Here is a 14,887-nt window from a genome sequence, read left to right on the forward strand (position 1 = left end):
CTCCCCCGACGAGCGGTCGGTGCTGACGACGGTGGCCCGGATGCTGGCCCGCTGCGTGCGCTGGTCGGCGTAGGCGGGGGTGAGCCGCCCGGACGGGCGTTCGGCCCGCGGTCGCGGGGCGGGCGGGCGCGCGTCGGACAGGCCCTGCGCCTCCCGCGCCGCGATCTCCTTCAGCCGCATCGACAGCTGGAGCGTGCTCGGCCGCTCCTCGGGGTCCTTGGCCAGGCACGCCCGCACCAGCGGCGCCAGCGAGTCCGGTACACCGATCAGCTGCGGCTCCTCGTGCACCACCCGGTAGAGCATGACCTCGGAACTGCCGTGCCCGAAGGGGGAGTCCGCCGTCGCCGCGTAGGCGAGCGTGGCGCCCAGGGCGAAGACGTCGGTGGCCGGGGTCACGACCGCGCCGCGCACCTGCTCGGGCGCGAGGAAGCCGGGGGAGCCGACGGCGGTCCCGACATGGGTGAGGGTGCTGGCACCGGTGGCCCAGGCGATGCCGAAGTCGATGATGCGGGGGCCCTTGGGGGAGAGCAGGATGTTCGAGGGCTTCAGGTCGCGGTGGACCACGCCGGCCTCGTGCACGGCGACCAGGCCCTCCGAGAGCGCGGCGCCGATCGCCGCGATCTGGGCGGCGCCCAGCGGCCCCTCCTCGGCCACCTTGTCGTGCAGCGAGGGCCCGGGCACGTACTGGGTGGCGAACCACGGCCGCTCGGCCTCCAGGTCCGCGGCCACCAGCCGGGCCGTGCAGCCGCCGCGGATCCGCCGGGCGGCGGACACCTCACGCGCGAACCGCGAACGGAACTCCTGGTCCTCGGCCAGATCGGGCCGGATCACCTTGAGCGCGACGCGCTGGCCGCGGCGGTCCGAGCCGAGGTAGACCACACCCATGCCGCCGGCACCGAGCCGCCGGTGCAGCCTGAACGAGCCGACGACTCGCGGGTCCTCGCGTCGGAGCCGCATCATCGCCATGTCCACCCCGCTGACCGGTCGTCCTGTTGACGTGGCACAGCTTACGGACGATCCGCCACGCGCGCTCAGAGGCCGCGCCCTGGTCGGGAGATTCGATTGTCAGTGCGGCGCAGCACACTTGAGGGAGGCTCAGGCCCGCGGACCGCCGCCGCGGCCTCGTACGGATGTGCGGCCAACGGGCTTGCGGCGCAAGGATCTTGACCCCGCCGTCGGCGCCGGCCGGATCCCGCCGGTCGGGTCGGGGCGCGCGGGCGCCGCGGGCCGGTGCGACCGGAGCACCGTACGGCGAGGCCCGTGTGCGGGGAGTGACGCGCGTGAGCGAAGTCACTCACTCGCGGTGACCCCTTCCGGGAAGACCCGCACTCCGGGGGAGGCGTCTCCACCCAGGGGAGTACGCCGCCTCCGGTGCCGTCATCCTCCTGTAGGCCCGCCAAAGGGTACGAGGGCATGAGGCCACGGGGATTCAGCGCGCCTAAGGTGGAGCACAAGCGGCGGGTGGCGCACTCGTCCCCCGAGGTCACACGCCCGCCGCGACCAAGACGAACAGGGAGAGGATCATGGCGCACGTCGCACGATCGGGACGCAAGGCGTTCGCGTTCAACGGCCATGAGTCCGGTACACGCCACCCGCTGGTGGCCGTCGCGATGGTCCTCCCCCTGGCCACCCTCCTGGTCGTCCTCTTCGGCGGCTGGGACGCGGTGGTGACACAGGCGTCGTCCGTGGGCGCGATGCTGGGGCGCTGAGCGGCGCCGCCGGCCGGGGAGAGCGGCCCGGGCCGGTCATCGCAGCCACGACCCCGTGGGGACGGGGGTAGGGCGGACGGCAGTGAAAGGGCGCTGCCCGTACGACTGGGGAGTCGTACGGGCAGCACCCGTTCGTCCGGGCCCGGCGCCCCGCGCGGCGTGCCGCGTACGATCCCCCGGGGGCGACCGCCCCGTACGACCTGGGGGTGTCCGTGACCGTTTCCCTCCCCGCCGCCCTGGCCGCGCACGTGCCCGGCCGGTCCGACGGGCCCGAGCACACCGGCTACGAGGTCCTGGCCGACCGCGCGGACGCCACCGTGGTCCGCTGCCGCGACCTGGTCGTCAAGGCCCACGCCGGTGACACCGACCGCCCCGCCCTCGCCGTACGGCTGCGGATCGCCGCCGACCCCGCCCTGGCACCGGTCCTGCTGGCTCCCGTACGCCCCGCCGCGGGCGAGGTCCGGGGCCGTCCGGTCTCGCTGTGGCCCTACGGCGCCCCCGTCGACCCCGAGCGCCCCGAGGACGCCCCCTGGGAGGAGGCGGCCCGCCTGCTGGCCGCGCTGCACCGCACGCCTGTCGCCGCCCTGCCGGGCCCGCTCCCGCCGATGCGCGGCCCGGCGAAGGTGGCCCGGGCGCTGCGCCGCATGACCCGGGCGGCCGGCCCCGCCGGTCCCTACGGGCATCCGTACCCCGAGGCCGAGCAGGTCCGGGCGGCCGCCGCGCGGCTGCCCGGCTGGGCTCGCGGGGCGGAGCCGGCGCCCGCCGCCGGCGCGCTCTGCCACGGCGACCTGCACCTGGGCCAGCTGGTGCGGCACCCCGCCCCGGGCGGGCCCTGGCGGCTGATCGACGTGGACGACCTCGGGCTGGGCGACCCCGCCTGGGACCTGGCCCGGCCCGCCGCCTGGTACGCCGCCGGGCTGCTGGACCCCGGGGCGTGGCTGCGCTTCCTGGAGGCCTACCGGGCCGCGGGCGGCCCGGCGGCCGGCCCGGCCGACGCGGACCCCTGGCCCCGGCTCGACCTCGCGGCACGGGCGCTCACGGTGCAGAGCGCCGCTCTCGCGGTCGCCAAGGCGGCCGAGGCCGGGCGCCGGCTGGACGGGGTGGACCGGGCCCTGACCGATGCCTGCGCCCGGATATCCGTCCTCCCGCCCGACGGGGGACCGGCCGGTACGCCGTAGGGTGTGGCGCGTGCCACGGCGCCGGTCCGTGGCGACGTACGACGGCGAGGAGTTGAGCCGATCATGCAGTGTCCGAAGTGCCACGCGGTGATGCACACGTACAACCGCAGCGGTGTCCAGATCGAGCAGTGCAGCAACTGCCGGGGGATCTTCCTGGACTACGGCGAGCTGGAGGCCCTGACCCGGCTGGAGGCCCAGTACACCGGCGGGTACGGCCAGGTGCCCCCGCCGGCCGCCCCGCCCGCGCCGCCCGCCTACCCGGCCGCGCACGCCGCCGCCCCCGCGTGGGGAGCCCCGCACCACGGCGGCCACCACGGACACGGCCACGGCCACCGCGGCTTCGGCCGGCTGCTCTTCTCCTCCTGAGCAACGCGAGAGCCCCGGCCGTGGAGACGGCCGGGGCTCTCGGTGCGGTGGACGATACTGGGATTGAACCAGTGACCTCTTCCGTGTCAGGGAAGCGCTCTCCCGCTGAGCTAATCGTCCTCGGGACCACGACCCGGAGGCCGTGGGTACTGCGTGTTACTGCGTGGACGATACTGGGATTGAACCAGTGACCTCTTCCGTGTCAGGGAAGCGCTCTCCCGCTGAGCTAATCGTCCTCGGGACCACGACCCGGAGATCGTGGGTACTGCGTGTTACTGCGTGGACGATACTGGGATTGAACCAGTGACCTCTTCCGTGTCAGGGAAGCGCTCTCCCGCTGAGCTAATCGTCCTTGGAGGTGGAGACGGGATTTGAACCCGTGTAGACGGCTTTGCAGGCCGTTGCCTCGCCTCTCGGCCACTCCACCCCGTCAGTAGCAGGGGGTCTCGGGAAGATCCCCCACTTCGAGCGGACGACGAGATTCGAACTCGCGACCCTCACCTTGGCAAGGTGATGCTCTACCAACTGAGCCACGTCCGCCTGTCGGCCCGTTCCGCTTCGGGGTTTTTCCCCGCCGCGTCCCGGCGACGTGTTGAACTCTAGCGGATTCCCGGGCCAGCTCAAAAACGCGTTTCCGCAGCGTGCTGCCGTCCGATCACCAGCCGTCATCCCGAGGTCACCTCACCGGCGCCTTTCGGCCGCCGGTCATAGACTCACAGCCGTGCACGATCTGCCTCCCATGGCCCGCTTCGGCGGCCTCCTCGCGACCGATCTGCGCGACGTGACCAGCGATCCCGCCGCCCTGGAGGCCACCGGCTTCTGGGCGGTGGCGGCGGACTTCGAGGGCCGGCTGGTGTGCGCGCGCTTCGGGGACATACGCCCCGACCCGGTCCCCGCACCCGTCCCCGGCGCCTGGCGCGGCCCCGCCGCCGGCGCGTGGACCTCCTCCCTGGACCGCGACGCGTACGTGTCCGGCGTCCGGCGGATCCGCGAGCACATCGCGGCCGGCGAGGTCTACCAGGCCAATCTGTGCCGGGTGATGTCCGCGCCGCTGCCCGATCCGGCCGGGGCCGACGTGGACGCCCTGACGGCGCTGCTCGCCCGGGGCAACCCCGCCCCCTATGCAGGAACGATTCGGCTGCCGGCCCACGGCGTGGAGATCGCCACCGCCTCGCCCGAGCTGTACCTGCGCCGCCGGGGCCGGCACGTCGAGTCCGGCCCCATCAAGGGCACCGGCCGCACCGCGGCGGACCTGCTGGAGAAGGACCACGCCGAGAACGTCATGATCGTCGACCTGGTCCGCAACGACCTCGGCCGCGTCTGCGCCACCGGCTCCGTCGCCGTCCCCGAGCTGTGCGCCGTCGAGGAGCACCCCGGCCTGGTCCACCTCGTCTCCACCGTCAGCGGGGACCTCGCCGAAGGCGCCGGCTGGGCCGAGCTGCTCGCCGCCACCTTCCCGCCCGGCTCCGTCACCGGCGCCCCGAAGTCCTCCGCGCTGCGGATCATCGACGCCCTGGAGACCTCCCCCCGCGGCCCCTACTGCGGCGGCATCGGCTGGGTCGACGCCGACCGCGGCACCGGGGAGCTCGCCGTCGGCATCCGGACCTTCTGGATCGACCGCGAGGCGCCCGGCGGGGCCCGCCTGCTCTTCGGCACCGGCGCCGGGATCACCTGGGGCTCCGACCCCGAGCGGGAATGGGCCGAGACCGAACTGAAGGCCGCCCGGCTGCTCGCGGTAGCGTCGGGCGCGTACCAGGACAGTGGAAGGACCGTACGGTGACGATCTGGCTCGACGGCAGGCTGCGGGACGCCGACGACGCGAAAGTGTCCGTGTTCGACCACGGGCTGACCGTGGGCGACGGCGTCTTCGAGACGCTCAAGGCCGAGCACGGCCGGGCCTTCGGCCTCACCCGGCACCTGCACCGGCTCACCCGCTCGGCCCGGGGGCTGGGCCTGCCCGACCCCGACCTCGACGAGGTCCGCCGCGCCTGCGCCGCCGTGCTGGCCGCCCGCCCCGTGCCGCTCGGCCGGCTGCGCATCACCTACACCGGCGGGGTGTCCCCGCTCGGCTCGGACCGCGGCGAGGCCGGCCCCACGCTCGTCGTGGCCCTCGCCGAGGCCGTCCGGCGGCCCGACACCACCGCCGCGATCACCGTCGACTGGGTCCGCAACGAGCGCAGCGCCGTCGCCGGGCTGAAGACCACCTCCTACGCCGAGAACGTCGTCGCCCTGGCCGCCGCCGCCCGCGCCGGCGCCTCCGAGGCCCTCTTCGCCAACACCGTCGGCCGGCTCTGCGAGGGCACCGGCTCCAACGTCTTCGTCGTCCTCGACGGCGTCCTGCACACCCCGCCGCTCGCCTCCGGCTGCCTCGCCGGCATCACCCGGGACCTGCTGCTGGAATGGACCGGCGCCAAGGAGACCGACCTGCCCTTCGAGGCCCTGCGGGAGGCCGAGGAGATCTTCCTCACCTCCTCCCTGCGCGACGTCCAGGCCGTCGTACGCCTCGACGACCGCGTCCTCGGGGACGGCCCCGGACCGGTCACCGCCGAGGCCATGCGGCTGTTCGACGAGCGGGCCGGCGAGGACCTGGACCCCTGACAGGCCCCCGCCGTCTGCGGCGGTCTCCCGCACGGCCCCTGCCGCGGGGCTGACGCGAGCGGCCGCCGGCGGGTAGAACACCAGGGATGACCACCACCCTGCGGCCGTCCGCGCCGCTCCAGCAGACCGCGACGGGGGCGCGTTCGCGCCCGTACGAGATCCGCGTCAACAGCAGAAGGGTCGGCGCGCTGGTGATCGCCGCCGACGGCCCGCTCGGGCCGGCCGTCGGGGAGCTGCGCGAGCTGTACGTCGAGGAGCCCGACCGCGGCCGCGGCCGCGCCACGGTGGCCGCCCTGGCCGGCGAGGAGGTGCTGCGCGGCTGGGGCTGCCGCCGGGTGCGGGTCGCCGTCCCCGCCTCCTCCGCCGGCGGGCTGCGCCTGGCCACCGCGCTGGGCTACACCGAGTCCGGGCTCACCCTGTGCAAGGAGCTCCCGGCGGCTCCGCCCGCGCTGCCCGAGGGTGTCGGCGCCCGCCCGATGACCGAGGCGGAGTACGCGCGCTGGCTGCCGCGGGCCGTCGCCTCGTACGCCGAGCGCTGCCAGGAGCGGTCGGGCCTCGGCCCCGAGGAGGCCCGCGCGTTCTCGGCCGCCCAGCACACCGAGCTGCTGCCCCAGGGACCGGCGACCGAGGGCATGAGCATCAGCGTCCTGGAGGCGGCAGCGGCCGACCGCCGAGAGCCGCTGGGGCACGTCTGGGTGGCCACCGGGCAGGAACTGCCCGGGGGCGGCAGCGGCGCCTACGTCTACGACGTCGAGGTCGACGCCGCCCACCGCGGCCGGGGCCACGGCCGCGGCCTGCTGCTCCAGGCCGAACGGGTCGCGCTGGCCGCGGGAGCCCGGCGGATCGCCCTGTTCGTCGACTCCGGCAACACCCCGGCCCGCGGCCTGTACGCGTCGCTCGGCTACCGCACCACCACCGTGCACCTGGGCAAGCCGCTCTGGTAGGCCCCGTCCCCCCGACCCCCGTACAGGGGGACGGGGCCTGGCTGTGGGGAGCGGTGGTGCAAGGGAAACCTAACCGCGGCCGCCCGGGGCCCGCGCCCCACCACGGGTTGAACCCGCCTCCCCCCACAGCGGGTGCCGGCTACCACCAGGGTGGTACGTCTGCCGTCACCCGGGACGCGCCCGCCGTGCGCCGCATACGCTCGGACGGTGTCAGCGCCGTCCGTACTGCCCGACCCGCGCCGCGACGGGACCGACGGGACCGACCGGGCCGACGGGACCGACCGGACCCACCGGACCGGGGGGACCGACGGAACCGACCGGACCGACCGGATCCGGTCCGCGGCCCGCCGTGCCCTGCCGCACGTCGCCGAAGTCGGCTACGCCGTCGGTTCGTTCGGCATCTCCTTCACCATGCTCCACAACTGGCCCGACCCCTACGGCTACTGGCGCGACACCGACCGCTGGGCCTACGCCCTGCTGGCCGCGGTCTACCTGCCGCTCGCGCTGCGCCGCCGGGCCCCCGTCGCCCTGTTCGGCTGGGTCGCCGCCGCCGTCCTCGGCTACTTCACCCTCGGCTACTACCACGTGGTCGTCGTGTGCGGTCTCGCCCTCGCCCTCTACACCGTCGCCGCCCTGCGCCCGCGCCGCACCTCCCTGCGCTGCGCCGGGGTCGCGCTCGTCGTGCTGCTGTGGGGGACCCGGCTCGCCGAGCCGGGGATCGGGGGGCTCAGCGTCGCGTTCGTGACCGTGACGACCGTCGTGTGCTGGGTGGCCGGGGACGGCTCCCGGCGGATGGCGGAGCGCGGCGAACGGCTGGCCGCCCTCACCCGGGCGCTGCGCCACGAACAGGAGGAACGTTCCCGCCGGGCCGTGGCCGAGGAACGGCTGCGCATGGCCCGTGAACTGCACGACGTCATCGCCCACCACGTCTCGGTCATCTCCGTCCAGAGCGGACTGGCCCGCTACGTCTTCGCCTCCGACCCCGGCACCGCGCTCGGCGCGTTGGAGACCATCGCCGGCAGCAGCCACGAGGCCATGGCGGAGATGCGCCGGATGCTGGTCCTGCTGCGCAGCGGGGACGGCGAGGGCCCCGACGCCCTCACCACGGCCGGCTGCGCCCCCGCCCCCGACCCGGGTCTCGGTCCCGCCCCCGGCCTCGCCCGGCTCGACGACCTGGTCCGCCGGGTCGGCGCCACCGGCGTCCAGGTGGCCCTGCGCACCACCGGGACCCCGTACGCGCTGCAGGCGGGGGCGGACCTGTGCGCGTACCGGGTGGTGCAGGAGGCGCTCACCAACGTCCTCAAGCACGCCCCCACCGCCACCCTGGTGCGCGTCGTCGTCGACTACCGGCCCGGCGAACTGGCCGTCACCGTCACCGACGACGGGCAGCGGCCACTTTCGGACAGCCCGGCCACGCGTCCGGGACTCGGCTTGATCGGCATGCGCGAGCGGGTCACCATCTACGGCGGGACGGTGACGGCCGGCCCCGCCCCGCACGGAGGGTTCGAGGTGAGGCTGACGCTGCCCGTGACCGGCGGCAGGTGAGACCGGGCGCGACGCCCGAGGCAGGAGGCCGGGCGGTGCCCTCGGTGCTCGTGGTCGACGACCAGTACCTGATCCGCAGCGGTCTGGCCGCGCTGCTGCGCGCCGCGCCCGGCATCGAGCTGGTCGGGGAGGCCGCCGACGGCGAGGAGGCGGTGCGGCTGGCCGCCGAACTGCGCCCGGACGTCGTCCTGATGGACATCCGGATGCCCGGAGTCGACGGCATCACCGCCACGGAACGGATCCTCGCCGACGCCGCCACCCGCTCCGGTCCGCTGCCGAAGGTGTTCGTGCTCACCACCTTCGACCTCGACGAGTACGTCTACGGGGCGCTGCGCGCCGGGGCCTGCGGCTTCCTGCTCAAGGACACCCCGGCGGACCGGCTGCTCGCGGCCATCGAGACCGTGCACGCCGGGGACATGCTCTTCAGCCCCGCCGTCGTGGCCCACCTCGTCCAGGCCTACACCCCGCGCGTCGCCGCGCCGCGGGCGTCCCACCCGGGGCTGGAGGTGCTGACCCCGCGCGAGGTGGAGGTGCTCGGCCTGGTCGGCGCCGGGCTGTCGAACTCCGACATCGCCGAGCGGCTGGTGCTCAGCGCGGCCACGATCAAGACCCACGTGCACCGCTGCATGAGCAAGCTGGGCCTGAGCAGCCGGGCCCAGGCCGTGGTCTTCGCGTACGAGACGGGCCTGGCCAGTCGGCCGTAGGACTGTCTCCGGCTCGGCCGGGCCCGGGTGGCCCTCGGTGTCCGGGGCCCGCCCGGTGGACGGGGCCCGCCCGGTGGACGGGGCCCGCCCGGTGGACGGGGAGCTGCCCCCGCGCCTGTCCTGTCCGGTCCCCAGGAGCCCGCCCGGCGCCCGGTCAGCCCTCGGCGGAACCGGCCAGCAGCCGGTCGGCGATCTCCTCGATGCGCTCGCGCAGCCCTTCCTGGCTCTTGCCGCCGTCCAGGCGCTCGCCGCCGATCACGTACGTCGGAGTGCCGGTCACGCCGATCGCCTTGCCCTCGGCCTGGTCGGCGTCCACGATCAGGATGTGCCGGCCGTCGATCAGCGCGGTGTCGAACTCCTCGGCGTCCAGGCCGAGTTCGCGGGCCACGTCGAGGAGCACCGGCTCGCCCCGCTCACCGAGCTCCGCCGTGCGCGCGAGCACCGCCTCCACGTAGGGCCAGCCCTGCCCCTGCTCCAGCGCCTCCTCGGCGGCCTGCGCCGCGGCGAACGCGTGCTTGTGCTTCTCCAGCGGGAAGTGCCGCAGCCGGACGTCCAGCCGGTCGCCGTACCGGGCCCGCAGGGCGCGTACGTCGTCCAGGGCGGCGTGGCAGTCCGGGCACTGGAGTTCGCACCAGACGTCGAGGACCACGGGGGAGGGGGAGCCGGCGGGCTGGGAACCGTTCATGGGGACAGTCTCCCAGCCGCCCGCAGGGCCGGCCGCACCGGCACCTGGCCCCGAGGAGGAGGACCGACCCCGAGATCTCCCGGAGATCCGCGCCGGATCGCGCCCGGCCGTGGCCGCCGCGGGGGCGGCCGGTGCAGGATGGAAGGGACGACAGCGCCCAGGGCCGGAGGACCGCCATGCTTGCCGAGACCATCTGCTCCGCGGCGTCCGCGGCCGGCCTGGGCATCGCCGCCCTGACGGCGTACCGCAGGCGATGGCGGGCGGCGACGCGGATCTTCGCGTACGCGCTCGTCCCCGTGGCCCTGGTGATGACGGGCCTGGTGGAGTGGGTCTCCCAGATCGTCTTCGACCCCGTGGTGTGGGCCGGCTTCGGCCTGCTGGGCCTGGCCTGGCTGCTCCTTGCGGCCACCAGGCTGGCCGAACGCCGCGCCGTGCGCTCCGGCTCCGGCGAGGAGTCCGGCGGCCGCAAGGCGGCCCGGGGCGGTTCCGGGGCCCCGGCCGTGGCGCCCGGGGCCTCCGCGCCCTCGCTCGGCAGCGGCGCGCGGCAGGGCGGCCGCCCGGCGTCCGCGGCCCCGCCCGCGGACGACTTCTCCGACATCGAGGCCATCCTGAAGAAGCACGGGATCTGACCGGATCCGGCGAACTCCCGCACCGCGCATGGCGTGTTGAGGGCGCAATCGGGAGCGGCTGCGTCATCATCGCCCCGACATGCTCGACACATCCCAGGGTGAGCCCCCGGGCCCCGTCCCGGCCGCACACACCCCTGCCGAGGAAGAGCCCCGCGGCTGCCTCTTCGCGCTTTCCCAGCCGCCGTTGATGATCTTCTTAGGGGTGATCGGCGTGCTGCTTCTGTCCGCCGCCGTGCACGACCTCTTCCTGCTCTGACTTGCGCCGGGCCCGGTACGCCGCCACGTGCAGCCGGTTCCCGCAGGTCCGGCTGTCGCAGTAGCGGCGCGAGCGGTTGCGGGAGAGGTCCACGAAGGCGCGCCGGCAGTCCGGGGCCTCGCAGCGGCGCAGCCGCTCCTGCTCGCCGGAGACGACGATGAAGGCCAGGGCCATGCCGCCGTCGGCCGCCAGGTGGTCGCCGACCGAGGCGCCCGGCGCGAAGTAGTGCACGTGCCAGTCGTAGCCGTCGTGGTCGGTCAGCTGCGGGGTGGTGCCGGCCGTGGCCACCAGCTCGTTGATCAGCCCGGCCGCGGTCCTGGCGTTCGGCGCGGCGAAGACCTGGCCGAACTTGCCGCGCACCGTCCGTACGCCGGCCAGGTCGCGGGCGCCGAGCTCGCCGACGTCGCTGATCGCGTGCTCGTGGACGAACGTGCGCAGCGCGCGGACGTCGGCCAGCAGATCGGGCTGATCGCCCTCCGGTGCGGTGTTCACCAGCGCGACGACGACGTCGAGCGCGCGACGGGTGTCGTGGGGGATCTGCACGGTGAACTCCCTCAGGGGCAGGCTCGCGGCGGCGGGCCGGTGCCGCCGTTGCTGGGCGACAATAGTCGCCCCGACCCGCAGGTGGGAGCCACCCCCGGCGGTCCCCGGCCCCCGCAGTGCGACGGCGCTGTCCTCGCGGGTGGCTCCCGCGGGGACAGCGCCGGTCCTGCCGTATGTGGTTGTCGTCCCGCACCGTCGCCCCGAGTCGGACGGTGCGGACGTTCCCCAGCCGGCGCCCCGGCTACCGCCGGGCGCGCGCCCTGTCGGGCCGGCTCAGCTCTCGGCCAGGATGTGGGAGAGCTCCTTGTCGAGGTCGAAGTGGCGATGCTCGGTGCCGGGCGGCACCGCGGCATCGGTGCGCTTCAGGAACGACTCGAGGGCTCGGGCGGGGGCTTCGAGCAGGGCTTCTCCCTCCGGTGAGCTCAGGGCGATGCAGACGACGCCCTGGCCGTGACTGCGGGACGGCCAGACGCGGACGTCGCCGGTACCGGTGGGCCGGTGCAGGCCCTCCGCGAGGAGATCGCGGGCGAAGACCCACTCGACCGTCTCCTCGGCGCCGGTGTGGAAGGTGGCGTGCACGGCGTAGGGATCGGCCGTGTCATACCGCAGGCCCGCGGGAACAGGCAGTGAGGACTCGCTCGACACAACGAGGCGCAGGTGCAGCTCGCAGCTGACCGTGGTGTTCATAAGCGCCAGGGCCTTTCGCTCAGTGTGCGCTCGGGGATTCGCACGTCGGCGAAATCGACATGCCACCTACGGTGCCGTTGTAAACCCCTCTGACCGTTTTGCGGACGTCTGGGTCCCTCGGACGGCGGATCCGGACGGTCGTTCCCGTGTGCTTCCGGCTCGGGTAGATTCGGGCGCATGAGTACGGGGAGTGACCGGCCGGGCGAGCGCCCGGCAGCGGCCGCAGAAGCAACCACCGAAGCGACCACCGAGGCGGCCGCGGCGGGCCGCGCCGCCGGCGGCGCGGCGGAGCCCGCCGCAGCCGCGGAGAGGACCCCGCACGTGTCGCGGGCGCCCGCCTTCATCAAGCGCAGCAGGAGCCTGCACCTGAGCTGGCAGGTCGGCGTCTTCGTCGTCGGCCTCGCCGTCATCGGCGCCGGCGCGGCCATGCTGGTCCTGCCCGGCCCCGGCTGGGTCGCGATCTTCGCGGGCCTGGCGATCTGGGCCACCGAGTTCGCGTGGGCCCACGTCGTGCTGCACTGGACGAAGCGCAAGGTCACCGAGGCCGCCCAGAAGGCGCTCGACCCCAAGGTCCGCCGCCGCAACATCATCCTGACCACCACCGGGCTGGTGATCGCCGGTGCGCTGATCGGGTTCTACCTGTGGAAGTACGGGCTGGTCCTGCCCTGGCGGCTCGAGGACCAGTGACGGTGGTCGGAAGCACCGCTGACATGCGGTAATGTTTGCGGTGCGCCCGGGCGATTAGCTCAGTGGGAGAGCGCTTCGTTCACACCGAAGAGGTCACTGGTTCGAACCCAGTATCGCCCACCGGGACCAAGGGCCCGGAGACCGCCAAGGTCTCCGGGCCCTTGCCGTTTCCCCACCCCGCCCGGGCCACCGATCCGGCCCGGCCCGGCCCGGGACCCGCTCCCCGGCTCGTGAGGGCCCGCTGCCGCTGCGACCGAGCAATCGCTCCCCGCCCTGCCGGAGCATCGTCCCGACGCCTCCGGCGAGCGCGGGAAAGCCGCCCGAAGATTTCCCCCGACCGGCCCAGCCGCCCCGGCACACCCGGTGAGCGGCCCGGGAGCGCCTTCCGGCGCCGCCGGGCCCGCGCTTCCGGCGTCGCCGGTTGCGCCGTTCCGGGGCCGGTTCCCGGGTCGGGAGGGGCCCGCGTGGGGTGGCCGGGGACTGGCAGGCCGCGCTGCCGGAGCATCCTTCCGATGTCGCCTGCGGGAGCGGGAAACCCGGCCCCCGGCGCAAGCGGGGGCTATTCGGCGCGGCCGGGGAGGTGCTTTCGGTGCCTGCCGGGCAGACCCGTTCCCGACGGGGCCGGGGCCCGCCTGCGGGGCTGTCGGGGCCGTGCTTCCGGCGTAGCCAGCCAAGCACGTTCCGGACCCGGTTCCCCGGGTGGAGGGCCCGCTTCGGGTGGCCGAGGGCTCATCGGGGAGTGCTGTGGGCGCCTGCCGGTCCGGTTCGGAGGCGCGAGGGGCCGGTCGCCGGTTCCGGCACGGCCCCGGCACGGGCTCGCGGCGCAGCCGACGCCAGGACTCCGGCAGGGCCGGGCCGCTTGAGGCATGGCCCGGCTGCCTGCGCCGCTGCGGCCCCTCCAGGCGTGGCAAGGGCAACCCGTCAGGGGCGGTCCGGGATTCGCTTCCGGGCCGCCGGGACCGGGCTTGCGGTGCAGCGCGGCCAAATCTTCCGCCCCGGCCGGAGCCCCGTTTCCGGCACCACCGGGGAGGTGCTTTCGGTGCCTGCCGGGACCCGTTCCCGGCGACGCCGGGGGCCCGACTGCGGCGCTGGACCGGGCCCGCGGTCCCGGCGTGGCCCGTTGCGCCGTTCCGGAGCCGGTTCTCCCGTCGGAGGGGTCCGCAGGGCCGCCGGGCCCGGCCTGCCGTAGTCGGGGGCGCTCCTTCCGCCTGGGCAGTGGCCCGGTCGCGGCGGGATCCGGACCCACCTGCGGTGGCGCCGGGCCCGCGCTTCCCTCGTGGCCGGTTGCGCCGTTCCGGAGCCGGTTCCCGGGTCGGGAGGGGGCCGCGGCGCCCCCGGGGGCGTACCTCCCGCCTGGCCGCCGGCCCCGCCGCCTCCGCCCCGCCGCCGGGGCGGAGGCGGCGGCGGGGGTCAGTGGAGGCGGGTCAGGGCGTTGCGGAGGCGGCGGGCGTCGCGGAGGCGGCGTTCGTACGTCGCGCCCACGGCCAGCAGCAGCACCCCCGCCAGGGCCGGCGGCAGCCACCGCGGCAGGGCGTCCACGACCTGGACGACGTACGGCGCGAGCTCGTGCACGGCCACCAGCGCCAGCGTCACCGCGCCCAGGAGCAGCGGCGCCTGGAGCCGGCCGCGGGCGCCCGCCAGGGTGACCCCGAGGGCTCCCAGCCCCAGCAGCAGCGGGCGCAGCCAGTGCGGGTCCCCCCACGCCGCCACCAGGCTGGGCAGCAGCGTGGCCGCCAGCCCCCCGCCGTACGCCACCCACGAGGAGGCCTCCGGGTCCCGGCGCCGCCGCAGGAAGCCCACCACCAGCGCCGGGACCGTCACCGGCAGCGTGTACGCCTCCGGCACCGCCACGCCGGACGCCGCCAGCCGCACCCAGCTGGCCGCCACCAGCAGTGCCCCGGCCGCCCAGCCGGCGGCCCGGCGCTCCGGCCGCACCGCCGCGCCCGCGCACACCACCCCGGCCAGCGCCAGCACCAGCGACCATGTGGCCGGGTCGGAGGCCGCCAGGGCCACCGCCAGCGCGCCGGCCACCGCGCCCGCCACCTCCGCCGCGACGCGTACGGCGCCCAGCCGGGGCGCGCACGCCACCACCGCGGCCGGGACCAGCAGCACCGGCAGCCCCCACCGGGCGACCGGCAGCTCCAGCAGCGCCGCGGAGGCCACCGTCAGTCCCGTCGCGTACGCCACCGCGCCCGCCGCCGCGCCCTGCCGGACGGGGCGCGGCGCACTCGCCGACGCGGCCGTCACCGCGCACGCGCCGCCCAGTGCGATCCCCACGGCGAACGTCGCCGCCCGGCCGTCCAGCGCGCCCACCGACACGCTCAGCGCCCCCGCCAGCGCGCACCCGGCGGCCGCC

15 protein-coding genes and 6 tRNA genes are annotated in these 14,887 nt (G+C 75.6%); 11 read left to right on the forward strand and 10 right to left on the reverse strand.

What is annotated here, in order from left to right:
- Positions 1–972 (reverse strand): serine/threonine-protein kinase (locus LG632_RS25650; protein WP_226729929.1); only part of this gene is annotated, 972 nt, incomplete at its 3' end.
- Positions 973–1,523: 551 nt separating this feature from the next.
- Here LG632_RS25650 and LG632_RS25655 point away from each other — a divergent pair.
- The 3 genes from LG632_RS25655 (at position 1,524) to LG632_RS25665 (ending at position 3,253) form a co-directional block, all read left to right on the forward strand.
- Positions 1,524–1,709, forward strand: coding sequence for a hypothetical protein (locus tag LG632_RS25655; RefSeq protein WP_226729930.1), 186 nt, complete (start codon positions 1,524–1,526; stop codon positions 1,707–1,709).
- A gap of 236 nt (positions 1,710–1,945) precedes the next feature.
- Positions 1,946–2,887 (forward strand): phosphotransferase family protein, encoded by a 942-nt coding sequence (locus LG632_RS25660; protein ID WP_226729940.1) that lies wholly within the window; start codon positions 1,946–1,948, stop codon positions 2,885–2,887.
- 63 nt (positions 2,888–2,950) lie between these two features.
- Positions 2,951–3,253 (forward strand): TFIIB-type zinc ribbon-containing protein, encoded by a 303-nt coding sequence (locus LG632_RS25665; RefSeq protein WP_226729931.1) that lies wholly within the window; start codon positions 2,951–2,953, stop codon positions 3,251–3,253.
- A 48-nt stretch (positions 3,254–3,301) separates the two neighbouring features.
- On the opposite strand, the gene LG632_RS25670 is transcribed toward LG632_RS25665, so the two are convergent.
- The 5 genes from LG632_RS25670 to LG632_RS25690 all read right to left on the reverse strand — a co-directional run bounded on the left by LG632_RS25670 (position 3,302) and on the right by LG632_RS25690 (position 3,793).
- Positions 3,302–3,373: transfer RNA gene (locus tag LG632_RS25670), tRNA-Val, on the reverse strand.
- 44 nt (positions 3,374–3,417) lie between these two features.
- Positions 3,418–3,489: transfer RNA gene (locus LG632_RS25675), tRNA-Val, on the reverse strand.
- Between the two features lie 44 nt (positions 3,490–3,533).
- A tRNA-Val gene (locus tag LG632_RS25680) sits at positions 3,534–3,605 on the reverse strand.
- Between the two features lies 1 nt (position 3,606).
- Positions 3,607–3,680 (reverse strand) — tRNA-Cys (locus LG632_RS25685).
- A 40-nt stretch (positions 3,681–3,720) separates the two neighbouring features.
- Positions 3,721–3,793, reverse strand: a tRNA-Gly gene (locus LG632_RS25690).
- A 181-nt stretch (positions 3,794–3,974) separates the two neighbouring features.
- Between LG632_RS25690 and LG632_RS25695 the strand changes: the two genes are divergently transcribed.
- The 5 genes from LG632_RS25695 (at position 3,975) to LG632_RS25720 (ending at position 9,044) form a co-directional block, all read left to right on the forward strand.
- On the forward strand, positions 3,975–5,033 hold the full coding sequence (locus tag LG632_RS25695; RefSeq protein WP_226729932.1) for a chorismate-binding protein: 1,059 nt from the start codon (positions 3,975–3,977) through the stop codon (positions 5,031–5,033).
- On the forward strand, positions 5,030–5,851 hold the full coding sequence (locus LG632_RS25700) for an aminotransferase class IV (RefSeq protein WP_226729933.1): 822 nt from the start codon (positions 5,030–5,032) through the stop codon (positions 5,849–5,851). Before LG632_RS25695 ends, LG632_RS25700 begins: the two co-directional genes overlap by 4 nt.
- An 86-nt stretch (positions 5,852–5,937) precedes the next feature.
- Complete coding sequence (locus LG632_RS25705; protein ID WP_226729934.1) at positions 5,938–6,795, forward strand: GNAT family N-acetyltransferase; 858 nt, start codon at positions 5,938–5,940, stop codon at positions 6,793–6,795.
- A 207-nt stretch (positions 6,796–7,002) separates the two neighbouring features.
- Complete coding sequence (locus LG632_RS30370) at positions 7,003–8,340, forward strand: sensor histidine kinase (protein ID WP_308109173.1); 1,338 nt, start codon at positions 7,003–7,005, stop codon at positions 8,338–8,340.
- Between the two features lie 35 nt (positions 8,341–8,375).
- Positions 8,376–9,044, forward strand: a complete 669-nt coding sequence (locus tag LG632_RS25720; RefSeq protein ID WP_226729935.1) for a response regulator — start codon at positions 8,376–8,378, stop codon at positions 9,042–9,044.
- Positions 9,045–9,198: 154 nt separating this feature from the next.
- Here the strand turns inward: LG632_RS25720 and LG632_RS25725 are convergent, their stop codons facing one another.
- Positions 9,199–9,729, reverse strand: a complete 531-nt coding sequence (locus tag LG632_RS25725) for a DsbA family protein (protein WP_226729936.1) — start codon at positions 9,727–9,729, stop codon at positions 9,199–9,201.
- A gap of 176 nt (positions 9,730–9,905) precedes the next feature.
- Between LG632_RS25725 and LG632_RS25730 the strand changes: the two genes are divergently transcribed.
- On the forward strand, positions 9,906–10,358 hold the full coding sequence (locus LG632_RS25730) for a hypothetical protein (RefSeq protein ID WP_226729937.1): 453 nt from the start codon (positions 9,906–9,908) through the stop codon (positions 10,356–10,358).
- 196 nt (positions 10,359–10,554) lie between these two features.
- Here LG632_RS25730 and LG632_RS25735 read toward each other — a convergent pair whose 3' ends face one another.
- Together LG632_RS25735 and LG632_RS25740 are read right to left on the reverse strand one after the other, a co-directional pair.
- Positions 10,555–11,157 (reverse strand): CGNR zinc finger domain-containing protein, encoded by a 603-nt coding sequence (locus LG632_RS25735; protein ID WP_226729938.1) that lies wholly within the window; start codon positions 11,155–11,157, stop codon positions 10,555–10,557.
- Between the two features lie 273 nt (positions 11,158–11,430).
- Positions 11,431–11,844, reverse strand: a complete 414-nt coding sequence (locus LG632_RS25740) for an SsgA family sporulation/cell division regulator (RefSeq protein ID WP_030011909.1) — start codon at positions 11,842–11,844, stop codon at positions 11,431–11,433.
- Between the two features lie 177 nt (positions 11,845–12,021).
- Between LG632_RS25740 and LG632_RS25745 the strand changes: the two genes are divergently transcribed.
- Positions 12,022–12,531 carry a TIGR02611 family protein gene (locus tag LG632_RS25745; RefSeq protein ID WP_226729939.1) on the forward strand — a complete coding sequence of 170 codons (510 nt, stop codon included), beginning with the start codon at positions 12,022–12,024 and terminating at the stop codon, positions 12,529–12,531.
- Positions 12,532–12,579: 48 nt separating this feature from the next.
- Positions 12,580–12,651 (forward strand) — tRNA-Val (locus LG632_RS25750).
- Positions 12,652–13,941: 1,290 nt separating this feature from the next.
- On the opposite strand, the gene LG632_RS25755 is transcribed toward LG632_RS25750, so the two are convergent.
- On the reverse strand, positions 13,942–14,887 hold a 946-nt coding region (locus LG632_RS25755; protein WP_374203579.1), incomplete at its 5' end, for an SCO7613 C-terminal domain-containing membrane protein.

It is taken from the genome of Streptomyces antimicrobicus, from assembly GCF_020532625.1.
GTDB classification, from domain to species: Bacteria; Actinomycetota; Actinomycetes; order Streptomycetales; family Streptomycetaceae; genus Streptomyces; species Streptomyces antimicrobicus.